Consider the following 24,767-nt stretch of genomic DNA (forward strand, 5'->3'; position numbering starts at 1 on the left):
CTCGTTTACGAGTGAGGTTAGTTTTTGCAATTTATTAGCTAAGTTCTTAAGGGCACATGGTGAATGCCTTGGCACTAGAAGCCGAAGAAGGACGTAGGAGGCTGCGATAAGCCTCGGGGAGCTGCCAACCGAGCTTTGATCCGAGGATGTCCGAATGGGGAAACCCAGCACGAGTGATGTCGTGTTACCCACTGCTGAATATATAGGCTTTGGGAGGAAACGCGGGGAAGTGAAACATCTCAGTACCCGTAGGAAGAGAAAACAACCGTGATTCCGTGAGTAGTGGCGAGCGAAAGCGGAAGATGGCTAAACCGCATGCATGTGATACCTGGTAGGGGTTGTGTGTGCGGGGTTGTGGGAGTTGTACTTGCCGGTTCTACCAGGCCGGCGGACAGTAAAAAAGTGTCGTGATTAGCGGAAGTGGTCTGGGACGGCCCGCCGCAGACGGTGAGAGTCCGGTACGCGAAAATCCGACACCTGTCTCGTACTTCATCCCGAGTAGCAGCGGGCTCGTGGAATCTGCTGTGAATCTGCCGGGACCACCCGGTAAGCCTAAATACTCTCTAGTGACCGATAGCGGATTAGTACCGTGAGGGAATGGTGAAAAGTACCCCGGGAGGGGAGTGAAATAGTACCTGAAACCATGTGCCTACAATCCGTCAAAGCCTCCTTTGTGGGGTGATGGCGTGCCTTTTGAAGAATGAGCCTGCGAGTCAGGGACACGTCGCGAGGTTAACCCGTGAGGGGTAGCCGTAGCGAAAGCGAGTCTGAATAGGGCGCCCATAGTGGCGTGTTCTGGACCCGAAGCGGAGTGATCTACCCATGGCCAGGGTGAAGCGGCGGTAAGACGCCGTGGAGGCCCGAACCCACTTAGGTTGAAGACTGAGGGGATGAGCTGTGGGTAGGGGTGAAAGGCCAATCAAACTCCGTGATAGCTGGTTCTCCCCGAAATGCATTTAGGTGCAGCGTCGCGTGTTTCTTATTGGAGGTAGAGCTACTGGATGGCCGATGGGCCCTACTAGGTTACTGACGTCAGCCAAACTCCGAATGCCAATAAGTTAGAGCGCGGCAGTGAGACGGCGGGGGAGAAGCTCCGTACGTCGAGAGGGAAACAGCCCAGATCGCCGGCTAAGGCCCCTAAGCGTGTACTAAGTGGAAAAGGATGTGCAGTCGCAAAGACAACCAGGAGGTTGGCTTAGAAGCAGCCACCCTTGAAAGAGTGCGTAATAGCTCACTGGTCAAGTGATTGTGCGCCGACAATGTAGCGGGGCTCAAGTACACCGCCGAAGCCGCGGCATTCATGCAATACATTCCCTTCGGGGCAGTGGCATGGATGGGTAGGGGAGCGTCCTGCACCCAGCGAAGCTGCGGAGTAATCCAGCAGTGGAGGGTGCGGGAGTGAGAATGCAGGCATGAGTAGCGACAGGCAAGTGAGAAACTTGCCCGCCGAATGACCAAGGGTTCCTGGGCCAGGCTAGTCCTCCCAGGGTAAGTCGGGACCTAAGGCGAGGCCGACAGGCGTAGTCGATGGACAACGGGTTGATATTCCCGTACCCGTGTGTGCGCGCCCATGATGAATCATCGGTACTAACCACCCAAAAGGTTCTAGATCAATCTCTTCGGAGTGCGACGTGAACCCGCTGCGTGGGACCTTCGGTGGTAGTAGTCAAGCGATGGGGTGACGCAGGAAGGTAGCTGTACCGGTTAGTGGTTATACCGGAGCAAGCCCGTAGGGCGATGTCTAGGTAAATCCGGACGTCATTAAGCCTGAGAGGTGACGCATAGCCGATTGAGGCGAATTCAGTGATCCTATGCTGCCAAGAAAAGCCTCTAGTGAGTTCACACACGGCCCGTACCCCAAACCAACACAGGTGGTCAGGTAGAGAATACTAAGGCGTACGAGATAACTATGGTTAAGGAACTCGGCAAAATACCCCCGTAACTTCGGGAGAAGGGGGACCTCGCTTGGTGACCGGACTTGCTCCGTGAGCTGAACGAGGTCGCAGAGACCAGTGAGAAGCGACTGTTTACTAAAAACACAGGTCCGTGCGAAGTCGCAAGACGATGTATACGGACTGACGCCTGCCCGGTGCTGGAAGGTTAAGAGGACCCGTTAACCCTTGGGTGAAGCGGAGAATTTAAGCCCCAGTAAACGGCGGTGGTAACTATAACCATCCTAAGGTAGCGAAATTCCTTGTCGGGTAAGTTCCGACCTGCACGAATGGCGTAACGACTTCTCAACTGTCTCAACCATAGACTCGGCGAAATTGCACTACGAGTAAAGATGCTCGTTACGCGCGGCAGGACGAAAAGACCCCGGGACCTTCACTATAGCTTGGTATTGGCGTTTGGTTCGGTTTGTGTAGGATAGGTGGGAGACTGTGAAGCAGGCACGCCAGTGTTTGTGGAGTCATCGTTGAAATACCACTCTGATCGTATTGAACCTCTAACCTCGGACCGTATATCCGGTCCAGGGACAGTGCCTGGTGGGTAGTTTAACTGGGGCGGTTGCCTCCCAAAATGTAACGGAGGCGCCCAAAGGTTCCCTCAACCTGGACGGCAATCAGGTGTTGAGTGCAAGTGCACAAGGGAGCTTGACTGCGAGACTTACAAGTCGAGCAGGGACGAAAGTCGGGACTAGTGATCCGGCATCTCTGAGTGGAAGGGATGTCGCTCAACGGATAAAAGGTACCCCGGGGATAACAGGCTGATCTTCCCCAAGAGTCCATATCGACGGGATGGTTTGGCACCTCGATGTCGGCTCGTCGCATCCTGGGGCTGGAGCAGGTCCCAAGGGTTGGGCTGTTCGCCCATTAAAGCGGCACGCGAGCTGGGTTTAGAACGTCGTGAGACAGTTCGGTCTCTATCCGCCGCGCGCGTCAGAAACTTGAGGAAACCTGTCCCTAGTACGAGAGGACCGGGACGGACGAACCTCTGGTGTACCAGTTGTTCCACCAGGAGCACGGCTGGATAGCTACGTTCGGACAGGATAACCGCTGAAAGCATCTAAGCGGGAAACCTATTCCAAGACCAGGTTTCTTACCCTTTTAGAGGGATAAGGTCACCCACAGACTATGGGTTCAATAGGCCAGACCTGTAAGCGTAGTAATACGTTCAGGGAACTGGCACTAATCGACCGAAAACTTACTAATAAATCGCAACCACTATTCGTCGTCATTTGACGACCACACTCCACCACCAGATAACTTGTGTGTTAATCACACGAAAGAGTTACGGCGGCCACAGCGAGAGGGAAACGCCCGGTCCCATCCCGAACCCGGAAGCTAAGCCTCTCAGCGCCGATGGTACTGTTCTCAACACGGAACGGAAGAGTAGGACACCGCCGAACATAAATTGGAAACACCCCCCAGGAAACTGGGGGGTGTTTTCATTTCTGCTGTTAGATTTTTCGAATAGCGCGACGGTAGAGATGGGAATCTTGTGCAGGCATTGAAGGGGCGCTTCAAACTGAAGCCGACGGCCACCACCGTAGGTGCGGTCGTACTCGTGCTGGTCATCTACGTCGGATTTCTTGTCATTTACCGAATGCTGGATCATCATTCGGGGCCGGCTTCGGCCGATCTCGATCTGTCCCGGGACAACGAGACTGTGGTGGTCATTGATCTGCAGGATCTGCGGACCGTGAATAACCGGTTGGATTCTGAGATCGTGGTGCTGCCCGCGAAGGCGAACCTTGACGCCTTTGGCCTGTTGAACGCGGACATGTCCGTCCGCTTGGTGTCATCGCTGGATTATGGGGAGCGGCATTTTCCGCGGGGCACGTTACCCGCGGCTATGGACGACACTCTGGTCGCAACGGGCGACGCGCAATCATGGCCCTTCGATGAGTACTCCACCGAGAAGCTGCGCGCCGAGGTCATGGTGGGCAACGGTGAAGGGCGACGTACCGTGCCTGCTCGTATCGAAGTGATCGGAAGCCTGGGCGGATGGCGCGTGTCGACGGAGACGTCGCAAGCTCCGGCAGGCAAGGGCGACCAGACCACAATTACTTTGGTGCGAGCCCGGGGCACGCTGGCATTCGATGTCGGTATCTGTCTTGTGTTGATCACACTTCCGACGATGGCGCTGATTGTGGCGATTGAGACGGTGCGGGGGAGGAAGAAGTTCCACCCACCGCTCACCACGTGGTTCGGCACCATGTTGTTCGCGATCGTGCCGCTGCGGAACATCCTGCCCGGGGCGCCGCCACCGGGAGCATGGATAGACCAAGCCTTGGTGCTGTGGGTGCTCATCGCACTCGTCGTGGCGATGGTGCTCTATGTCGAAGCCTGGTGGAAGCAGTCCGAATAGGCCGCGGTGCGACAGCCTCAGGCCACAGGTACCGCAAGCTCGGTGGGCTCGGCGCGGCCACGCAAGGTCACGGTATCGCCGGAACGCCAGTGCAGCGCCTCGCGATGGTGTGCGCGCAACACGGTGTCTAACGAGGCCACCAAGTGTCCGGGCACGGTTTTGGAGAGCTCGCAGAGCCGGGCTGCCTCGTTGACCGGGTCGCCGATCACGGTGTATTCGAAACGGTCGTGAGCGCCGACGTTTCCGGCCACCGCCTGCCCCGAGGCGACACCGATGCCTGCTTGGCATTCGGGGACCTCGGCCCGTAGTCGGCGGGCAATGGCGCGAGCAGCGGCGAGCGCCTGGCTCTCGGGGCGGTCTTGCCGAACGGGTGCTCCGAACACCGCGAGGGTGGCATCGCCCTCGAACTTGTTGACCATGCCCTCGTATCGGTCGATTTCTTCGACGACGACGGTAAAGAATCGGTTCAGCAGTGCGACCACCTCGATGGCCGGCCGGGTGGCTGCCAGCTGGGTGGATCCAACGATATCGGCGAAAAGCACTGCGACGTGGCGTTCTTCGCCGCCGAGCGCGGGCTGTTGCAACTCGGCGGCAGCGGCGACCTCGCGGCCGACATGCTTGCCGAAGAGATCCCGGACGCGCTCGCGCTCGCGCAGTCCCTCCGCCATGGTGTTGAAACCTGCCTGCAGCTCGCCCAGCTCGGTGCCGTCGTAAACCACCAGGTTCACGTCCAGGTCGTTCTGCTCGACGCGCTTGAGCGCGGACTGAACCTCCTTCACCGGGGTGGCGAGCATCCAGGAGGAGATCCAGATGAGGATGAGCCCGAAGGTTGGGATCGCAGCGGCGATGATGATGACCGCCACCGCGAGCTGGTTGACCGTGAAGTTGCCGAAGATCAGCGCTCCGACACCGGCGAGCATGATGCCGACGGCGGGCACGCCAGATCCCAGCACCCAGGCCAGCATGGTGCGCACCATGATTCCGGAAGCGAGTCGCCTTCTGCGGTATCCGGCTTCGAGGGCTCGTGCGGCGACGGGCCGCATCGCGAATTCGGTGAACAGATAGTTGGCCGCACACACCACGACACCGCTGAACCCCACCGCGAAGAAGATCTTGGGGATGTAGAGCGGATTTTGCAGACCGTAGAGCGTGGTGAACAGGGCGGTGCCGCCCGCCCACAGGATCGCCTCGACGACCGTGAGTCGCCGCGGGACTGCGAACGCGTTGCGCTGGTCCGCCTTGGTCGGCTCCCGTTCATCGAGTGCCCACCGCACCACCTTGAAGATCCGGCGGGTGCCCCAGACGGCGCCGATGAGCACCGCGAGCGTGACGTACACCGGAACGACCACGAAGTGGATCCACCAGGGCGCATCGAAGACGTTGGGATCGGGCACCGCCACGAGCACCAGCAGGATGACGACGGCGACACCAATCAGGTTGGCGGCCACCACGAACACGGTCAGCATCAGCTGGATGCGGATGCGCTGGATGAGCGTGCTTTCGTCATAGCGGCCCAGCAGCCACGATCCGTACCCGTCGCCGGCCTCGAGCCGGCCGGTCTGCCCGGTGATCGCGGCCAGGGCACGGCCCACTCGCTGCGACACTGCGCGAATCGACTCGTTTGCCATAGTTGTCGCCAGCCTAACTCCCTATACAGTGGGCCGGTGCGTCTCGTCGTAGCTCAATGCACCGTTAATTATGTCGGTCGGCTCACCGCCCATCTACCGTCTGCCAAGCGGCTCCTGCTCATCAAGGCCGATGGTTCGGTGAGCGTGCACGCCGATGACCGTGCCTACAAGCCGTTGAACTGGATGAGCCCGCCGTGCTGGCTCGTCGAGACGGAGAACGAGGAGTCGGCCGAAGCGGGTGCCTCGACCGTCTGGGTGGTGGAGAACAAGGCCGGTGAACAGCTGCGGATCACCATCGAGAACATCGAGCACGACTCTGCCCACGAGCTCGGGGTCGACCCCGGATTGGTCAAGGATGGAGTCGAGGCACACCTGCAGGAGTTGCTCGCCGAGCACGTCGCGCTGCTTGGCGACGGATACACCCTGGTGCGGCGCGAGTACATGACGCCCATCGGGCCGGTTGACCTGCTGTGCCGGGACGCCGACGGTGCGACTGTTGCCGTCGAGATCAAGCGCCGGGGTGAGATCGACGGCGTCGAGCAGCTCACCCGCTACCTCGAACTGCTCAACCGGGACACCACGCTGGCGCCCGTCGCCGGAGTCTTCGCCGCGCAGCAGATCAAGCCGCAGGCTCGCACCCTTGCCGAAGATCGCGGAATCCGTTGTCTCACACTGGACTACGACGCGATGCGGGGAATGGACTCAGACGAATTCCGTTTGTTCTGAAATTGCCCGACCACTCATAGAATCACCGCATGGGCCGCCGACATCCGCCGCGCCGTGCCGCGGCCGACCGTGCCGGTGTGCCGCCCCTCGGCCGCGACCAGGTGGAGCAGGGGACCGACGGGCTGGACTACCGTGTGCGCCGGATCGCTGCAGCGCGTGCGATCAAGGTCTACCGCTGCCCCGGCTGTGATCACGAGATCGCGATCGGCGTAGCTCATGTGGTGGTGTGGCCCGTCTCCGAGGGGCAGGACAGGGGAGTGGAGGACCGTCGGCACTGGCATACGCCGTGCTGGAGTAACCGCGCGAATCGGAGCCCGACGCGGCGTTGGAGTTAGTGCGACTGCGTCGGCTGGACGAGCTCGATGAGCACGCCGCCGGTGTCCTTGGGATGCAGGAAGTTGATCCGTGAGTTCGCGGTGCCGATGCGCGGCTCGTCGTACAGCACTCGTACGCCCGCGGCGCGGAGCTGATCGGACAGCGCATCGATATCGGTGACGCGGTAGGCCAGCTGCTGCAGACCCGCTCCCTTGGTGCTCAGGAACTTGGCGATCGGCGAGGACTCATTCAGCGGTGCCATCAGCTGGATCTGTGAGCTGCCGGGTTCGGCGCCGGGGAAGGACAGCATCGCCTCGCGGACGCCCTGCCCCTCGTTGATCTCCTCGTGCACCAGGATCATGCCCAGGTGTTCGTGGTACCACTCGATTGCGACGTCCAGGTCGGGCACCGCGATGCCCACGTGGTCGATCGCGGTCACCAGACCGGTCGATAGGATCGAGGGAACATCAAGAGGAGACGATGTCGTCATAACGCAACGGTAACGCGTTCCAGAAAACGGCGTCCACTCGAGCAGTATTAAGGAGATTCGATGAGCACGTCCGTGATTGTTGCTGGAGCACGTACACCCGTTGGCCGCTTCCAGGGATCGCTGAAGGACTTCTCGGGCGCTCAGCTCGGCGGTATCGCCATCAAGGGCGCCCTGGAGAAGGCCAAGGTGGCGCCGTCTGCGGTCGATTACGTGATCATGGGCCAGGTGCTCACCGCGGGCGCCGGGCAGATTCCCGCACGCCAGGCTGCCGTTGCCGGCGGAATCGGTATGGATGTGCCGGCGCTCACCATCAACAAGGTGTGCCTCTCGGGTGTCGACGCCATTGCGCTGGCTGACCAGCTGATTCGGGCCGGTGAGTTCGAGGTTGTCGTCGCCGGTGGGCAGGAATCGATGACCAACGCCCCGCATCTGCTGCCCAAGAGCCGCTTCGGTTTCAAGTACGGCGATGTGACGCTCGTTGACCACATGGCCTTCGACGGCCTGCATGACGCCTTCACCGACCAGGCCATGGGCATCCTCACCGAACAGCGCAACGCGGCCGATAAGTTCACCCGCGAGGAGCAAGACGAATTCGCGGCGCGCTCGCACCAGAATGCCGCCCGTGCGTGGAAGGACGGTGTCTTCGCCGACGAGGTGGTCTCGGTTCAGATCCCGCAGCGTAAGGGTGATCCGATCGAGTTCGCCGAAGACGAGGGCATCCGCGCGGACACCACCGCGGCGTCGCTGGCGGGGCTGCGTCCGGCGTTCAGCAAGGACGGCACCATCACGGCGGGGTCGTCCTCGCCGATCTCCGACGGCGCCTGTGCGGTGGTGGTGATGAGCAAGGAGCGCGCGGAGCGCGAGGGGCTGGAGTGGATCGCCGAGATCGGTGCCCATGGCGTGGTCGCCGGTCCCGATTCCAGCCTGCAGCTGCAGCCGGCTAACGCCATTCGGAAGGCTTGTGAGCGGGAAGGGATTTCCCCCGATCAGCTCGATCTGGTCGAGATCAATGAGGCCTTCGCCCTGGTGGGCTTGGCCTCGGTGAAAGACCTGGGTATCGACCCGGCCAAGGTCAATGTCAACGGCGGAGCGATCGCCATCGGTCATCCCATCGGAATGTCGGGTGCCCGGATCACCTTGCACCTGGCGCAGGAACTCAAGCGCCGCGGCGGCGGAATCGGTGTGGCCGCACTGTGCGGCGGCGGCGGTCAGGGCGATGCCCTGATCGTGCGAGTGTGATTTACGACGCGACGTAGTAGATCGGTGATGTGTCGGGCGCTGTATCGGGCAGACTGAGGGCATGACACAGCTTTTCGACCTGCGCAGCACCGCCAGCAGGTTTCGCACCGTCGCGTTGCTCGAGGCCATCAGCTGGGCAGGTCTGCTCACCGGGATGTTCTTCAAGTACGTGCCGGACCCGGGTAACGAGATCGGTGTGAAGGTCTTCGGCTGGATCCACGGCATCGTCTTCATCGCGTACCTGGTGTTGGGCTTCCTCGCGGGCCGTGAATACCGCTGGAGTCCGCTCACCTGGTTGCTCGCACTGTTAGCTGGAGTTGCCCCATTGTGCAGTGTGATCTTTGTCATATGGGCTGATAAGACGGGTAAATTGCCCGTCGCGGGGTCTGCGGCGACGGGCGACGCTGGACCGTAGTGCGGAGGCCGTGAGCCGTGACAGACTGGACAGCGTGACCCGACCACGTCCCGCGATGGCTGCGGCCATGTCCGGAGCTGTCGACCTCTCTGCTCTCAAGCAGCGCGCGCAGGAGCCCACGGGTCCTCGCGAGCCCTCGGCCGGAGATGCATGGACCGTCGAGGTAACCGAGGCGAATCTCGAAGCCGAAGTACTGGCGCAGTCGAATCGTGTCCCGGTCATCGTGCTGCTGGGGTCGCCGCGCAGCGAGGCCTCGGCGGCACTGGCCGCCACCCTGGGTGACCTGGTCGCGCAAGACCGCGGCAAGTGGGCCCTGGCGCGGGTCAACGTCGACACCAGCCCGCAGATCGCACAGGTTTTCGGTGTGCAGGCGGTGCCTACCGTGGTGGCGGTGGCCGCCGGGAGGCCTATCACCAGCTTCGCGGGACCTCAGCCCGCCGATCAGCTGCGGCGGTGGCTTGACTCCATCCTCGACGCGGTCGCCGGCAAGCTGCCCGACGCCACCGCGCCGGACGGGGAGGATGTCGGGGAGTCCGAATACCCCGAAGAAAGTACAGATCCGGCGCTGGCCGCAGCGCGTGATGCGCTCGACTCCGGAGATTTCGAGGCGGCCCGTGCCGCCTATCAAGGTCTGCTGGACGACGGCGCCACCGGGGTGGTCGCGGCCGAGGCAACCGCGTCGGTGCGTCAGATCGAGTTCTTGATCCGGGCGACGGCCCACCCTCAGGATGCGGTCGAGGTCGCCGATGCCACACCTGGTGACATCGACGCCGGGTTGGCTGCTGCCGACGTGGAAGTGCTTTCGCAGCAGCCGGATTCAGCCTTCGACAGGCTCGTCGCACTTGTTCGCGTGACCAGCGACGACGAGCGCGCCAAAGTGCGTGCCCGGCTGCTGGAGCTGTTCGAGCTATTTGATCCGGCCGATCCCGCGGTGGTCGCCGGGCGGCGCAAGCTCGCCAACGCCCTGTTCTGACTCGGCCGCTGTCCTGTCCCGCGGTTACGGGAAGCGTTTGGCGCAGGTTTGGTCATTGCCGAGGACGCCGATTCGGTAGGCATCGATGCGGGAGAATCCGGAGGGGGCCGTCTCACCCTTCACGTCGCTGGAAGCCCTGCCGCTGGAGAGCAATTCGGAGACAGCCTCGTCGAGGTCGCCGCCGGAGAGGATGACCGGTGCGCGCGGAGTCACGATGCCCCTGCCGGCGGCGCGTGAGGTGAAGTATCCGGTCAGGCACGCGGTGCGTAACCCGGTCATGATTCCCTCGGTCTCCAGACCCGCGGCCTTTTCTGCCGCCAGTGCGTAGCGCGAGACGATCACGCTGAACGCCGAATAGTCGCCGTTGACTTGCGCGGAGAACAGCGCCCGGTCCGACACCGGGGTGGCCATCTTCTGCAGGGCCTTTGGATCCAGGGCAATCGTATTGTCGTTGGGGCAGAACGAGGCCGGCGCGGTGCCCGAACCGTCGGAGCACTTGCCGTCGCCGTATACCGCCTTGGGTGGGTTGTCCATGGGGAACACCTGTGAGGCGGCGGTCAGCACCGCATCGATGGTGTCCGGGTTTATCGGCCAGTTGTCGCCGTTGGGCCCCACACCCAGGCCCTTGGGCAGCTCGCCGCGGCGCTTGAGGATCTCCCGGGGATCGATGCGCTTGCAGGCCATGGGGCCGTCGGTGAACCCGAACTGGAAGGCCGAGACCCGCTCGAAGGCCGAACCGTGGATGGCCCACTTCTTACTGGTGTCGTTGTCGCGGATCGCGATCATCGCGGCCGTGACCTTGTTCAGCCCATCGGCGGTGTTCAAGGTGAATCGTGGCGAATCCCCTTGCGCGACCCAGCGCAGATAGGCGCCGGAGAAGCAGTCGGCTTGCTGTTCCTGAGTGAGGTCGACGAGGTACTCGACCTGATCCTTGGTCATCTTCGGATCGTCGATCGGAGTGATGAGCTGAGCGTGATACTGGATCGAGTGTCCGTACTCGTGGGCCATGACGGTGTTCATCGCCATCTCGCCCATTTGCTTGCGCAGGTAGGGGAACAGCTGGCCACGATCCCAGGCGAACGAGTTCTCCGGTGGACAAAACGCGGCATTGATGAAGTCGTTCAGGTTGCCCCCGCAGAACCTGATGCTGCCGTTGTCCTTACGGGAGTCGACCGAGATGAGCCGGGATACCGGCCGGAAGTTGGCGAACGAATCGCCGTAGAACTGCGTCCAGAAATCCTCGATGTCCGCCAGGGACACCTTGACGTAATCGTCGATCTCACCGTTGTCGGTGTTCTCGATCTTGCGTTGGGGAATCTGGACGCCGGGCTTCATGCCGGAGGGGCCGTCGACCGCGGGCATACCTGCCACGCGCAGGGGGTCGGCGTAGATCGATTGAGGTTGCCCACCGAGTGGACGGCCACACGACGTGATCACCAGCACCAGCCCCACCAGCAGCGCCACCCAGCGTTTGGACATCGAGCCACCCCTTAATAACTACGCGAGTTTGCGTTGAGCGCATCCTAATGTTGTCTACAGGTCCCCGGAGATGGGTTCCAGCCAGATCGCGGCGGCGGGGGGCAGGGCCAGCGTGGCCGAGGCCGGGCGGCCGTGCCACGGGTTCGCCTCGGCGATGACTTCGCCCAGGTTCCCTACTCCGCTGCCGTGGTACTGCAGTGCGTCGGTGTTGATGACCTCACGCCAGCGTCCGGTCAGCGGCAACCCCACCCGGTAGCTGGCGTGCTCGATGCCCGCGAAGTTGAAGATGCAGGCCAACACCGAACCGTCGTCGCCGAAGCGCAGGAAGCTCAGCACGTTGTTGGCTGAATCGTTGGCGTCGATCCACGAATATCCCTGGGGGGCGGTGTCTTGTGACCACAATGCGCGACGCTGCTGGTAGGCCGAATTCAGGTCGGCGGTCAACGCCGCGATTCCTGAGGAGTACCCGTGCTCGCCCAGCTGGAACCAGTCGACGCCGCGCTCATCGGACCATTCGGCCCGCTGACCGAACTCCTGACCCATGAACAGCAGCTGCTTTCCGGGGTGCGCCCACATGTAGGCCAGCAGGCAGCGCAGCCCCGCGGCCTTGGCGTGGTCATCACCGGGGATGCGGGTCCACAGTGTGCCCTTGCCGTGCACCACCTCGTCATGGCTGATCGGCAGCACGAAATTCTCGCTGAACGCGTACAGCATCGAAAAGGTCATCTCATGGTGATGGAAGCTGCGATGGATGGGATCGCGCCCGAGGTAGCCCAGGGTGTCGTGCATCCACCCCATGTTCCATTTCATGGAAAAGCCAAGGCCGCCAAGGCTGGTCGCCCTGGTGACGCCCGGCCAGGAGGTGGACTCCTCGGCCACGGTGACAATCCCGGGATGCAGCTTGTGCACGGTGGCGTTCATCTCCTGCAGGAACTGCACCGCCTCGAGATTCTCTCGGCCGCCGTGAATGTTCGGTGTCCAGCCACCCGCGGGGCGTGAGTAGTCCAGGTAGAGCATCGACGCGACGGCGTCGACTCGCAGCCCGTCGATGTGGAACTGGTCGAGCCAGAACAGGGCATTGGCGACCAGGAAGTTGCGAACCTCGGGGCGCCCGAAGTCGAAAACATATGTGCCCCAGTCCAGCTGCTCGGCCCGGTGTGGGTCGGCGTGTTCGTATAGGGGTGTTCCGTCGAAGCGGGCCAGCGCCCACGCATCTTTGGGAAAGTGCGCGGGTACCCAGTCGACGATGACGCCGATTCCCGCCCGGTGCAGGGCATCGACCAGGTAGCGGAAGTCGTCGGGCGTGCCCAGCCTCGAGGTGGGGGCATAGTACGAGGTCACCTGATAGCCCCAGGACCCACCGAAGGGATGTTCGGCCACCGGCAGCAGCTCGACGTGGGTGAAACCTTGTGCCAGTACGTAGTCGGTGAGCTCGCGGGCCAGCTCCCGATAGGAGAGTCCGGGGCGCCAGGACGCCAGATGCACCTCGTAGGTACTCATGGGCTCGAACACCGGGTTGCCGCTGGTGCGCCGGGTCATCCATTCCTCGTCCTGCCAGGAGTAAGACGACGTGGTGACCCGCGAGGCGGTGGCAGGCGGCAATTCAGTCGCGAACGCGAACGGGTCGGCGCGGTCGGTCACCGACCCATCGGCGCCGTGCACACGGAATTTGTAAAGCGAACCGAGCGTCATGCCCGGCCAGAACAGTTCCCAGACTCCGGAGGATCCCAGGGTTCGCATGGGGGCGTCGTTGCCGTTCCACCCGTTGAAATCGCCGATTACCGAGACCCCGTGCGCGTTGGGTGCCCACACCGCAAAGGAGATCCCGCTGACCTCGCCGTCCGCGGTGACGAACGAGCGTGGGTGCGCACCAAGGATTTCCCAGAGTCGTTCGTGACGGCCCTCGTTGAACAGATGCAGATCCACTTCGCCCAGCGTGGGCAGGAATCGATATGCATCGGCGATGATCAGCGGCGTGCCGCTGTAGTCGACGTTGAGGCGGTAGTCGAGGAGGTCCAGGAAGGGCAGCGCTACCCCGAAAAGTCCGGACCCGAGGTCGGCCATCGGGTGCAGCTCGTCGCCCACCACCGCGGCCACCGCGGTGGCGCCAGGTTTGAACGCGCGAATGACGGTGTGTCCCTTGCCGCCCGGGTTGGCATACTCGTGCGCGCCGAGAATCGAATGCGGATTGTGGTGGGTGCCCGCCACCAGTCTGGCGAGATCGGCGGCATCCGGTTTCAGGAAGGTCGCAGGTGTGGTCACGGGCGGAACACCAAGTGCGTGCGGGCCGACTCGCGGACCTGCGGCAGATTCAGGATGTGCGCCACTTGCCGAGAAGGTGTCAGGGGGTCCAGTCGCACATAGTTGGCTTGGCCCCAGCGGTATTGCTCGCCGGTGAGCTCGTCACGCACCCAGAACGTTTCATGCCAATCGAGGCCGAGTGCGGGCAGGTCGAGCCAGATGGTGCCGTCCTCGGCCCCGAAGGGGTTGAGATTCACCACGATCAGGACGGCATCGCCGGTTACCGGGTCGAACTTGGAGTACGCCAGCAGGGCGTCGTTCTCGACGTGGTGGAAGGTGATGTTGCGCAGCTGTTGCAGTGCCGGATGTAGCCGGCGGATCTCGTTGAGTCGGGTGATGAATGGCTCCAATGATTCGCCGCGCGCGGCAGCTCCCTTGTAATCGCGGGGACGTAGCTGGTACTTCTCCGAGTCCAGGTACTCCTCGCTGCCGTCGCGCAACGGGACGTGTTCGTAGAGTTCGTATCCGGAGTACACGCCCCAGGTCGGGCTCAAGGTGCCGGCGAGGACCGCTCGGATGGCGAACATGCCCGGGCCGCCGTACTGAAGGCTCGCGTGCAAGATGTCCGGGGTGTTGACGAAGAGATTCGGGCGTGCCACGTCCGCCTGCGCAGCGATCTCTCGGCCGAACTCGGCGATCTCGGATTTGGCGGTGCGCCAGGTGAAGTAGGTGTACGACTGGGTGAAGCCGAGACGGGCCAGTCCGTAGAGACGAGCCGGGCGAGTGAACGCCTCGGACAGGAACAACACGTCGGGATCGGCCGCCTTGACCTCGCCGATCAACCATTGCCAGAAGTCCGGTGGCTTGGTGTGCGGATTGTCTACCCGAAATATTTTGACGCCATGGGCAATCCAGTGCTGCACGACACGCAGCACCTCGGTGTACAGCCCGGCAGGGTCGGTGTCGAAGTTCAGGGGATAGATGTCCTGGTACTTCTTGGGAGGATTTTCCGCGTAGGCGATGGTGCCGTCGGGAAGTTCGGTGAACCACTCGGGATGCGCACTGACCCACGGGTGATCGGGTGCGCACTGCAGTGCCAAGTCCAGCGCCACTTCCAGGCCTAGCTTGCGTGCGGTGGACACGAACCGGTCGAAGTCCTTGAGGGTTCCCAGCTCGGGGTGGATCGCGTCGTGACCTCCCGCAGCACTGCCGATGGCCCACGGCGAACCGACTTCACCGGGCTCGGCGATTGGATTGTTGTTGCGGCCCTTGCGGTTGATCTCGCCGATCGGATGCACCGGCGGTAGATACACCACATCGAACCCCATCGCGGCGACCCGCGCGAGATCGGCCGATGCGGTGGCCAGTGTGCCGTGCATGGGCCGTCCGTCCGGCCCCACTCCGCCGGTGGAACGCGGGAACAGCTCGTACCAGGAGCCGTAGAGCGCCCGAGTGCGGTCAACCCAGATACCGTATTGGGTTCCGCGAGTGAGCAGATCGCGCAGCGGGAACTCGGCGAGCAGTACCTGTACCTCATCGGAGAGCGCATGTTGAAAGCGAGCTCCCGGGTCGTCCTGAGTGCGCAGCCCTTCCGCTGAGGCCAGCAGCGGCCCCCGACGTTTCCGTGGCACTCCGGCCGCCGCACGTTCGAACAGGCGCGCACCGATCTCCAGATCGTTGGCCAACTCGGCAGCGCCCTGCCCCGCTTCCAGTTTGGCCTCGACGTTGTGGCGCCAGGTTGCGATCGGGTCGCCCCATCCGTCGACCCGGAAGGTCCACAGCCCCTCCCGGTCCGGGACGAAGCTGGCATGGAATCGATCGAGCGCCCCACCCGGCTGCATCGGGATATGCAGCGGTTTGATTCGTGTCGCGCTGGTGTCCTTCTCGCGGGGCGCCGAGATCCGGCGCAACGGCCCCTCGGAGAGCTGCGGGTAGCTGGGCCCGAGGCAGCGCACCACCAGTGTCGCGGAGACGGCCTCATGGCCTTCACGCCAGACGGTTGCCGCCACGGGGACGACCTCACCCACGACGGCCTTGGCCGGATAGCGCCCACCGGAGATCGCGGGGGCGACATCATCGATGCCTATGCGTCCGGTCACCACGTCCACCGTAGTAGACGGGCCCCTGCGGTGCGGTGCAGAAGCGCTACCAGAGGCTTCGCCGGTACGCCGGTGATCGGCGCGAGCGTGCGAGACGGAACCTCCACAGCATCGCGTATCGGTACGGAATTTCCGCCGGGCATGCGATCCACCGAAATCTCAGTAAAGTTCTGAAGGGTGAAAGCCCTACGTCGATTCACGGTTCGTGCCCATCTTCCGGAGCGGTTGGCGGCGCTGGGCGAGTTATCCAACAACCTGCGCTGGTCGTGGCATCAACCCACCCGGGATCTCTTCGCCGATATCGATCAGCAGCTGTGGGAGCAGACCAACCACGATCCGGTTGCGGTCATGGGGTCGGTCCCGGCGCAACGGCTCGATGAGCTGGCTGCCGACGATGGTTTCGTCGACAGGGTGGCTGCCCTGGCGGGTGATCTTCATGACTATCTGAATCGCCCCATGTGGTACCAGCGTCAGCTGGAGCGGGACGGTGAAGAGGGCGCCGAGAGCAGCGGTCTGCCCGCCGCGATCGCGTACTTCTCGATGGAGTTCGGCGTCTCGGAGGTGTTGCCGAACTACTCCGGCGGTTTGGGCATCCTGGCCGGCGATCACCTCAAGGCCGCCTCCGATCTGGGCCTGCCGCTCGTCGCGGTGGGGTTGCACTACCGGTCGGGATACTTCCGGCAGTCGCTGACCGCCGACGGCTGGCAGACCGAGCAGTATCCGCTGATAGACCCGGCCGGTCTGCCGTTGCGCTTGCTGGCGCATGACGATGGCACCCCGATCCTCATCACGGTGCCGATGCCGCAGGACCGGGTGCTTTCGGCGCGCATCTGGGTCGCTCAGGTGGGCCGGATTCCGCTGCTGCTCTTGGACTCCGATATCGCGGAGAACGATCGGGAATTGCGCTACGTCACCGACCGGCTATACGGCGGCGACCAGGACCACCGCATCAAGCAGGAAATCCTGGCCGGTATCGGCGGGGTGCGCGCCATTCGTGCGTACGTCTCCTCCTCCGGCGCGCCGTCTCCCGAGGTGTTCCACACCAATGAGGGTCACGCCGGGTTCCTGGGGCTCGAGCGCATTCGCGAGTACATCGGGCAGCACGGGCTGGACGTCGAAACTGCCCTGACGGTGGTCCGATCTAGCACCGTGTTCACCACGCACACACCGGTTCCCGCCGGAATCGACCGCTTCCCGGTGGACTTGGTGCGTCGATACTTCGGGGAATCCGGTGATTCCACGCTGCTGCCCGGTGTGCCGGTGGATCGCATTATTGCCCTGGGCGCGGAGGACGACCCCTCCACGTTCAACATGGCTCATATGGGGCTGCGGCTGGCGCAGCGCGCCAACGGTGTATCGCTTCTGCACGGCCAGGTGAGCCGGTCGATGTTCAACGGGCTGTGGCCGTCATTCGACGCCGCCGAGGTACCTATCGGATCGATCACCAACGGCGTGCACGCGCCCACCTGGGCAGCACCGCAATGGCTGGAGCTGGGCCAGCAGCTCGTCGGTGCCGAGGCGTTCAACGACGCCAGTGGATGGGAGCGCATCCACGAGGTAGACCCCGGACACATCTGGTGGATCCGATCGCAGTTGCGTGAGCAGCTGATTCAGGATGTGCGACGGCGGATACGTGCCTCGTGGCTGCAGCGCGGCGCGGCTGAGGCCGAGTTGGGCTGGGTGGACGATGCGTTCGACCCGGGTGTGCTGACCATCGGGTTCGCGCGCCGGGTCCCGACGTACAAGCGGCTCACGCTGATGCTGCGTAACCCGGAACGGCTGCGTGAGCTACTCCTGGACGAGAAGCATCCGGTGCAGCTGATTGTGGCCGGTAAATCGCATCCTGCCGACGACGGCGGTAAGGGGCTCATCCAGCAGATCGTCAGGTTCGCCGATCAGGCGGACGTGCGGCACCGGATCACCTTTCTTCCCGACTACGACATGTCCATGGCCCGCTATCTGTACTTCGGCTGCGACGTGTGGTTGAACAATCCGCTGCGTCCGCTCGAGGCGTGCGGGACCTCGGGGATGAAGAGCGCACTCAACGGTGGGCTCAACCTGTCCATCCGTGACGGGTGGTGGGACGAGTGGTACGACGGCGAAAACGGTTGGGAAATACCGACGGCCGACGGAGTCACCGACGACACCCGGCGCGATGACCTGGAGGCCGCGGCGCTTTATGAGCTGCTGGCGCAAAAGGTGGCGCCCAAGTTCTATGAGCGCGATGAGCACGGCACGCCGCAGCGCTGGGTCGAGATGGTTCGGCACACCCTGGAGAAGCTGGGTCCAAAGGTTCTGGCATCCAGGATGGTTCGCGATTACACCGTCGGCTACTACGCTCCCGCGGCCCAGTCGTTGCGTGCCACCGTCGGAGCCGATCATTCGTTCGCGCCGGCCAAGGAGCTGGCGCGCTATCGCGAACGAGTGCAGCAGGTATGGCCCTCGCTGGTCATCACCGATGTCGACAGTTCGGGCCTGCCGGACACCCCGCTGCTGGGATCACCGTTGACGCTCACCGCGTCGGTTCAGCTTTCCGGGCTGGCACCCTCGGAGGTCGCCGTGCAGGCGGTGATCGGGCGAGTGGACCTGGACGACAAGCTATCCGAATCGGTGATTGTCCCGATGGCGCACACCGGCAGTCGTGACGGTGGGGTGGAGACCTTCTCCACCACGACCACCTTGCCGGTGTCCGGGTCGGTGGGATACACGGTGCGGGTGCTCCCGCATCATCCGCTGCTGGCCGGTGATAGCGAGCTGGGTCTGGCGGTGCTGGCAGCCAGCGACCTGGAGCACTAACGGCACGACTTACCCGTAGCGGGTGAGGCAGCGGTCCGTCGATCCGGCGACTCCGTCTCGGAAGGCATCGATCCGGGAGAAGCCCGCCGGGATGGTGGTCCCGTTGACATCACTGGCCACGATGCCGTTGGTGAGCAGCCCCGATACCGCCTCATCGAGGTCCTCCGCGGTGAGCACCATCGGGTTCGGTGCATCGTCGGGTGTGGTGGGTTTGGCCATCGCCGCCGACGCGACACCCGTTAGGCAGGCGGTGCGTAGCGCGCTCTGCCCGTTGTCGAGCGGCAGGCCGTGTTGATTCTCGACCGCTAGTGCGTAACGCGAGATGACCATCGAGTACGCGGTGAAATCGCCGGCGATCTGACCGCGATTGTGGCTTGGTTCTGCGAGTTTGGCCATCCGGGGCAGATCGAGAGCAATCGTATTGGTACCGGCACAGTATTTGACCGGGGGTGATTCCGTAGGTTGGCTGTGCCCGTCACAGCTGGCACCTGACACCGACAATCGCGGTGGTTCGGTGTTTCCCTGAACGGGCAACACCGCTTTGAGCACCGTCATCAGTGTCCGTAAGGTGTCGACGGTGGGAGGTGCGTCCGCCGATGGACCTGACGGCAGGTCGAGCGGAAGCCCTCCACGGCGTTTGGTGATCTCGGCCATATCTATCCGGGTGCACTGCGGCGCACCGTCTGTGAATCCGCGCTGAAACGCCGAGACTCGGTCGAAAGCAGACCCGTGAGCGTCCATGGCGCCGACGACCTCGACAGGATCATCGCGGAATGCGATGAGTGAGGCTATAACGTTGTTGAGTCCGTCGCCGGTACTCAGTGTGAAACGTGGTGAGCTGCCCTGAGCGACCCAGCGTAGGTATGTCCCCGCGAGGCAGTCGGCCATTTGTTCGCCGATTAGCGACTGCGTTGCCGCATCCATCATCTCTGATTGATGTGCGACGGCATGGCCGTACTCGTGAGCCAGGGTCATCGGCACCGCCATAGGACCGAACATTTGTGTCAGCCTGTGAAACAGTGCGCCCCGGTCCCAGCCGATCGCGTTCTGGTCGCTACAGTACCCGGCGTTGTCGAAGCCCAGCGTCACGTTGTCGCAGAACTCCGTGACGACCGGTCCTGCGCTATCCCATGACATCAACGATTCGATGGAGCGGAATTTGGCCCAGAAGGTCCTTGGATAGGCACTCTGCCAGAAGTCTTCGATATCGGCGATCGAGTAGATGGCAAGCCGATCCATCTCACCGCCGTCGGTACCGAGGACGACTCGGTCGGCCGGTTTGGGCTGTGGACGCAGCCCGGAAGGTCCGTCGACAACGGGTAGTCCGGCCACTTGATTGGGGTCTCCGAGCTGTGAGATCGGTGTGCCGTTAACGGGATTGGTGCAGGCTGACAGTCCGAGAGCGCAGCAGGTTAGGACCGCTACCGGCGTACGGAACCACCTGACCGAATTCGGCATGGCCATCTCCCTGTAGTGGCTATCCCCGCGTGGGGGAGCCTTCCTCAGCATAGGTCGCATCGTGCTTGGTCATCAGTCGTTGCAGCGCCGCGGTGACTACCGACAAGTCGTGTGTCGACCAGAATGGTGGCAGCGATGCACGCAGAAATCCGCCATAACCCGCCGTGGCCATCCGTGAATCAAGCACCGCGACAACGCCTCTGTCCTGTGCGCCGCGCAACAGCCGGCCAGTGCCCTGGGCCAGAAGTAACGCCGCCTGGGTGCCCGCCACCGCCATGAACCCATTGCCTCCGCGCGCGCTGATTGCCCGCTGCCGGGCCGCCCTAAGCGGATCGTCGGGGCGGGGGAATGGGATTCGGTCGATGAGAACAAGCGACAGCGACGGTCCGGGCACGTCGACTCCCTGCCACAGCGACAGCGTCCCGAACAACGAGGTTTGTGGGTCCGCGCTGAACTGTTCGACCAGAATCGATGTCGCGTCGTCTCCCTGGCACAGCACCGGGGTGTCGAGCCGCGTCCGCATTTCCTCGGATGCCTCTTTGGCGGCACGCATCGAGGAAAACAGCCCCAGGGTGCGTCCTCCCGCGGCGCGGACCAGAGTCTCGATCTCGTCGAGCGTCGCCGCACCGACGCCATCGCGCCCCGGGGCGGGAAGGTGCCGCGCCAGGTAGAGAATGGCGGACTTCTCATGCTGGAACGGGGATCCGACGTCGATGCCGTGCCAGACGGCCTTGGCTTCGGTATTCGTCTCTGTGCTGGCCACTCGGGCAGGCAGGCCCCAGGAGGCGGCCATGGTGTCGAACTTGCCCCCGAGGACCAGAGTGGCCGAGGTGAGGACGACGGTGCGCTGCCCGAACAGGCGGGTGCGCAGCAGCCCGGCGACCGACAGCGGGGCGATTCGCAGTACCGGACGCACCGTGCCGCGGTTGTCCTCGTGATCGAGCCACACCACGTTGGGGCGTGCCGTGATGTCCGGTTCGGCCCAGCAGGCCAGCGTCAGTGATGCGGCATCGACGATATCGTCCAGTGCGGCAACTGCTTCGGTGCGTGCGGCGGCAGTGGCGGGGTCGGTGGACTGGCCGGTGGGGATCTCGGTGCGTGCGGCGGCCGCGGCGTCGCGCAGCGCGGTGAGGTAGGTAACGGTCTCCTCGTCCGCGCGGTCGATGGTGCCGGGCCTGCTGTCGTGGATCAGCGAAGAGAAGGTTGCCGAGCTGGCCTCGAAACGGCTCGCCGTTTCGGGTGACACCAGGCGACCTATCCGCCGGATGGTGACAGTCAGCCCGACTGCCGAGAGTTCTTGGGTGGCAACACTTGTCACCCGGTCGACGAGGTCGTGTGCCTCATCGACGATCACCGCGTCATGTTCGGGCAGGATGTTTATGTCGGCAATGGCGTCGATGGCCAGCAGTGCGTGGTTGGTGACCACCACATCCGACTGTCCGGCGTCGAGCCGGGCCAGTTCGGCGAAGCATTCGGTGCCGAACGGGCACCGGGTGGCGCCGAGGCATTCACGTGCCGACACGCTGACCTGCGACCAGGAGCGATCGGGAACGCCGGGCTTGAGCTCATCGCGGTCCCCGGTCTTGGTGGTCTCCGCCCAGTCGTTGAGACGCTGCACGTCGCGGCCGAGCGCGCTGGCCGCGAAGGGCTCGAACAACGTGTCGGGTGCTTCCTGATCGGATGCTGCGCCGTTGTGCAATTTGTTGAGGCAGAGGTAATTTCCACGGCCCTTCAGGATGGCGAATCTGGGCTTGCGGGCCAGTGAGGGTGCCAACGCCTCCGCCAACCGGGGCAGGTCACGATCCACGAGCTGGCGTTGCAGCGCGATGGTGGCGGTGGATACCACGACCGGGGATGACTCCTCGATGGCGTGGGCAAGGGCCGGTACCAGGTATGCCAGCGACTTGCCGGTGCCGGTGCCGGCCTGGACCACCAGGTGCTCGCCGCTATGCAGGGAGTGCTCGACGGCCGTGGCCATCGTGAGCTGTCCGGCGCGTTCGGTTCCGCCGAGCGCGGTGACGGCCGTGGCAAGCAGGCCCGTGGCAGATGTGGGCGTGTCGGTGTTCTTCAGCGGACTACCTCGACGCCGGCGGCCCGGAGCTCACCCAGGGCGCGATTTATTGATTGTTCTTCAATGCCAACGGCATACGCGGTGAGTACGCGGGTATGCAGCCCCTGTCGGGCCGCGTCGCGCGCGGTGGCGGCCACACAGTGATCGGTGGCGATGCCCACCACGTCGACGCTGTCCAGATCCCGTTTCTGCAGCCATGACGCCAGCGTGGTGCCATCCGCGCAGGCGCCCTCGAAGCCCGAATACGCGGCGGAGTACTCGCCTTTGGAGAACACCGCGGCGACCGGGGTGAGGTCGAAGTCGGGGTGAAAGTCGGCGCCGGGTGTGCCGACCCGGCAATGCGGCGGCCAGCTTGTCGCGAAGTCCGGTGTCTGGGAGAAATGGTCGCCGGGGTCGATGTGAAAGTCGCGCGTCGCGACCACCGCGTCGTACGCACCGGATGTGGTGAGGTCGTTGAGCTTCTGGGCCAGCGCTGCTCCGCCGGACACGGGCAGCGAGCCGCCCTCGCAGAAGTCGTTTTGCACGTCGACGACGATAAGCGCCCTGCCCATGGATCGACGGTACCCCCGCCGGTACTCAGTCGAAGATGTCAGACACGTGCCGGCCCATGCGTGAGATGTAGTCGATGAGCTCGTCGCGGCTGATGGCCAGATCCCCGCGCAGATAATCGATGATGGCGCCGGAGGCCGCGCCGACAAGCGACACCGATAGGAAGCGGCGCCGTCCCGGATCGTCGACGTCGATCAGTGCCTTCTCGGCAAGTGAGGCGAAGGCCATCGAGCCCGCGAACCCAACACTGCCCAGTATGGGTTCGGTGAATGGGGCGAGCATCATGATGCGTCCGTAGGCGGGGTTGTCGACGGTCGCCCCGATGAAGGTCTCCACCGCGCGGGTTTCTAAATCGTCTCCCTCGGCGGCGAATTCGGTGACGACGCGCATCACGGATTCGAGGACGTCTTGGTACACCGCACGCACGAAGTCGTCACGGTCACCGAATTCCTCATAGAAGTTGCGCTCCGATACGCCGGAAGACCTGCAGACCGTGCGGATAGTCAGCGCCGGGCCGTCGATGGCGCCGAGCGCCGCGATACCCGCATCGAGCAGTGCCCGCCGACGCGTCGCTCGCCGCTCAGCGGGAGTGGTTCCCGCCCATTGCCTTCTGGCTGCCATGTGTCCTCCGGCCAGGAATTATCCCACCAATCGGGTGGTGATCGCAGGATCCCCGTGCGAAAGGCCCAGCCCCTCCCACGGCAGGCTCAGTAATCCCGTGCGTACCCGGTCTCTGGCGTCGTCGAGAGAGTCGGAGGTGACGGGCGCGCCTCCGCGCACCAGTGGGGTGGTCAGTACCCGGTGCGGCTCCATCACCGTGGGCTGACCGGCGGCCGCGCGATACACCACCTCCTCGGTGACGGTGCCCGTCGGCTTGGCGGTGCGCAGCGCACACTTATGGCCGCCATGTGATTCCTTGTGGCTACTGCGTTTTGCCACCGGGATGCCGTCGATCTCGACGAGTTTGTAGACCATGCCGGCCGCCGGGAACCCCGATCCGGTTACCACCGAGGTGCCCACACCGTAGATGTCGACGGGTTCGGCGCGCAGTGCCGCGATGGAGTACTCGTCGAGGTCCCCGGAGACGACAATGCGGGTCCGGTGTGCACCCAGCCCGTCGAGTTGTGCCCGAACCTGCCGGGCCAGCATGCCCAGATCTCCCGAGTCGATGCGCACCGCCCCGAGCTCGGGCCCGGCGACGGCGATGGCGTTGTCGACCCCGGTGGTGATGTCGTAGGTGTCCACCAGCAGGGTGGTGGACACCCCGAGCGCCTCGACCTGCGCGCGAAATGCTTCACGCTCGGCCTCGCTGGGGCTCATGCCGTCCTTGGCGTGGAGCAGAGTGAAGGCGTGCGCGGCGGTGCCGCGGGCGGGCACACCATAGCGGCGGTGGGCCTCCAGGTTGGACGTCGATTCGAATCCCGCGAGATAGGCGGCGCGGGCGCAGGCTACCGCCGCCAGTTCGTGGGTGCGCCGTGAGCCCATCTCGATAAGCGGACGGCCTGCTGCGGCCGACACCATTCGGGCGGCGGCAGAGGCGATGGCACTGTCGTGGTTCAGGATCGACAGTGCCAGGGTCTCCAGAATGACGCATTCGGCAAAGGTTCCCCGCACCGTGAGCACCGGGGATCCCGGGAAGTAGAGCTCACCCTCGCGGTAGCCGTCGATGTCGCCACTAAATCGATATGCGGCCAGGTACTGGAGTGTGTCCTCGTCCAGAAAGTCGGACAGCGATTCCAATTCTTCCGATCCGAATCGGAATTCGGCAAGCGCCTCGAGCAATCGGGCGGTGCCGGCGACGACGCCGTAACGGCGGCCGTCCGGCAATCTCCTGGCGAACACCTCGAACGTGGCCTGACGTCCCGCGGTGCCGTCACGCAGTGCGGCGGCAAGCATGGTGAGCTCGTACTTGTCGGTGAGCAATGACGTATGCAGGTGCGCCATGTGCGCCACGTTAGCGGGATACCCGGGCGCGTG

17 protein-coding genes and 2 rRNA genes are annotated in these 24,767 nt (G+C 63.6%); 9 read left to right on the forward strand and 10 right to left on the reverse strand.

The annotated features are described in order from the left end of the window. Positions 1-36: 36 nt before the first annotated feature. The 3 genes from AOT87_RS03445 to AOT87_RS03455 all read left to right on the forward strand — a co-directional run bounded on the left by AOT87_RS03445 (position 37) and on the right by AOT87_RS03455 (position 4,311). Positions 37-3,151, forward strand: a 23S ribosomal RNA gene (locus tag AOT87_RS03445). A gap of 81 nt (positions 3,152-3,232) precedes the next feature. After that, a 5S ribosomal RNA gene (gene rrf, locus AOT87_RS03450) occupies positions 3,233-3,349 on the forward strand. A 92-nt stretch (positions 3,350-3,441) separates the two neighbouring features. Next, positions 3,442-4,311 carry a DUF4436 domain-containing protein gene (locus tag AOT87_RS03455; RefSeq protein ID WP_057968697.1) on the forward strand — a complete coding sequence of 290 codons (870 nt, stop codon included), beginning with the start codon at positions 3,442-3,444 and terminating at the stop codon, positions 4,309-4,311. Positions 4,312-4,328: 17 nt separating this feature from the next. Here AOT87_RS03455 and AOT87_RS03460 read toward each other — a convergent pair whose 3' ends face one another. Next, positions 4,329-5,939, reverse strand: coding sequence for an adenylate/guanylate cyclase domain-containing protein (locus tag AOT87_RS03460; protein WP_057965122.1), 1,611 nt, complete (start codon positions 5,937-5,939; stop codon positions 4,329-4,331). A 36-nt stretch (positions 5,940-5,975) separates the two neighbouring features. On the opposite strand from AOT87_RS03460, the gene nucS reads away from it, so the two are divergent. Further along, positions 5,976-6,665: an endonuclease NucS gene (gene nucS, locus AOT87_RS03465; protein WP_030094910.1), complete on the forward strand. Its 690-nt coding sequence runs from the start codon at positions 5,976-5,978 to the stop codon at positions 6,663-6,665. 29 nt (positions 6,666-6,694) lie between these two features. After that, positions 6,695-7,000 (forward strand): hypothetical protein, encoded by a 306-nt coding sequence (locus tag AOT87_RS27505; RefSeq protein WP_081343196.1) that lies wholly within the window; start codon positions 6,695-6,697, stop codon positions 6,998-7,000. Here the strand turns inward: AOT87_RS27505 and mce are convergent. Beyond that, positions 6,997-7,470: a methylmalonyl-CoA epimerase gene (gene mce, locus AOT87_RS03475; RefSeq protein WP_046252983.1), complete on the reverse strand. Its 474-nt coding sequence runs from the start codon at positions 7,468-7,470 to the stop codon at positions 6,997-6,999. The genes AOT87_RS27505 and mce overlap by 4 nt on opposite strands. A gap of 60 nt (positions 7,471-7,530) precedes the next feature. Here mce and AOT87_RS03480 point away from each other — a divergent pair, with 60 nt between their 5' ends. From AOT87_RS03480 to AOT87_RS03490, 3 genes are all read left to right on the forward strand, one after another. Further along, the gene (locus AOT87_RS03480; protein WP_057968695.1) at positions 7,531-8,709 is read left to right on the forward strand and encodes an acetyl-CoA C-acetyltransferase; all 1,179 of its coding nucleotides are present in this window, start codon (positions 7,531-7,533) and stop codon (positions 8,707-8,709) included. Between the two features lie 61 nt (positions 8,710-8,770). Next, a complete protein-coding gene (locus tag AOT87_RS03485; RefSeq protein ID WP_030094914.1) occupies positions 8,771-9,124 on the forward strand; it encodes a DUF3817 domain-containing protein in 354 nt (117 codons plus the stop codon). A 34-nt stretch (positions 9,125-9,158) separates the two neighbouring features. Beyond that, positions 9,159-10,097: a tetratricopeptide repeat protein gene (locus AOT87_RS03490; protein WP_057968694.1), complete on the forward strand. Its 939-nt coding sequence runs from the start codon at positions 9,159-9,161 to the stop codon at positions 10,095-10,097. 24 nt (positions 10,098-10,121) lie between these two features. On the opposite strand, the gene AOT87_RS03495 is transcribed toward AOT87_RS03490, so the two are convergent. Genes AOT87_RS03495 through AOT87_RS03505 form a run of 3 tightly spaced genes read right to left on the reverse strand, consistent with a single transcriptional unit; the run spans position 10,122 to position 15,916 of the window. Further along, a complete protein-coding gene (locus tag AOT87_RS03495) occupies positions 10,122-11,576 on the reverse strand; it encodes a neutral zinc metallopeptidase (RefSeq protein ID WP_057968693.1) in 1,455 nt (484 codons plus the stop codon). A gap of 54 nt (positions 11,577-11,630) precedes the next feature. After that, positions 11,631-13,817 carry a 1,4-alpha-glucan branching protein GlgB gene (gene glgB / locus AOT87_RS03500; RefSeq protein WP_057968725.1) on the reverse strand — a complete coding sequence of 729 codons (2,187 nt, stop codon included), beginning with the start codon at positions 13,815-13,817 and terminating at the stop codon, positions 11,631-11,633. A 17-nt stretch (positions 13,818-13,834) separates the two neighbouring features. After that, on the reverse strand, positions 13,835-15,916 hold the full coding sequence (locus tag AOT87_RS03505; protein WP_057968724.1) for an alpha-1,4-glucan--maltose-1-phosphate maltosyltransferase: 2,082 nt from the start codon (positions 15,914-15,916) through the stop codon (positions 13,835-13,837). A gap of 177 nt (positions 15,917-16,093) precedes the next feature. On the opposite strand from AOT87_RS03505, the gene glgP reads away from it, so the two are divergent. Next, a complete protein-coding gene (gene glgP, locus AOT87_RS03510; protein WP_057968692.1) occupies positions 16,094-18,712 on the forward strand; it encodes an alpha-glucan family phosphorylase in 2,619 nt (872 codons plus the stop codon). 9 nt (positions 18,713-18,721) lie between these two features. On the opposite strand, the gene AOT87_RS03515 is transcribed toward glgP, so the two are convergent. The 5 genes from AOT87_RS03515 to AOT87_RS03535 are packed head-to-tail and all read right to left on the reverse strand — an operon-like array spanning position 18,722 to position 24,734. Continuing rightward, positions 18,722-20,176 carry a hypothetical protein gene (locus AOT87_RS03515; RefSeq protein WP_057969640.1) on the reverse strand — a complete coding sequence of 485 codons (1,455 nt, stop codon included), beginning with the start codon at positions 20,174-20,176 and terminating at the stop codon, positions 18,722-18,724. Positions 20,177-20,189: 13 nt separating this feature from the next. After that, complete coding sequence (locus tag AOT87_RS03520) at positions 20,190-22,241, reverse strand: ATP-dependent DNA helicase (protein WP_057967283.1); 2,052 nt, start codon at positions 22,239-22,241, stop codon at positions 20,190-20,192. Continuing rightward, entirely contained in the window at positions 22,238-22,792 is a 555-nt protein-coding gene (locus AOT87_RS03525; protein WP_057967282.1) for an isochorismatase family protein, read from the reverse strand. The genes AOT87_RS03520 and AOT87_RS03525 overlap by 4 nt, the downstream gene beginning before the upstream one ends. Before the next feature lie 25 nt (positions 22,793-22,817). Further along, positions 22,818-23,411 (reverse strand): TetR/AcrR family transcriptional regulator, encoded by a 594-nt coding sequence (locus AOT87_RS03530; RefSeq protein WP_030094923.1) that lies wholly within the window; start codon positions 23,409-23,411, stop codon positions 22,818-22,820. 18 nt (positions 23,412-23,429) lie between these two features. Next, a complete protein-coding gene (locus AOT87_RS03535) occupies positions 23,430-24,734 on the reverse strand; it encodes a nicotinate phosphoribosyltransferase (protein ID WP_057967281.1) in 1,305 nt (434 codons plus the stop codon). Between the last annotated feature and the right edge of the window lie 33 nt (positions 24,735-24,767).

Origin of the sequence: Mycobacteroides sp. H003 (assembly GCF_001440135.1) — a bacterium.
In the GTDB taxonomy this organism is placed as follows: Bacteria; Actinomycetota; Actinomycetes; order Mycobacteriales; family Mycobacteriaceae; genus Mycobacterium; species Mycobacterium gwanakae.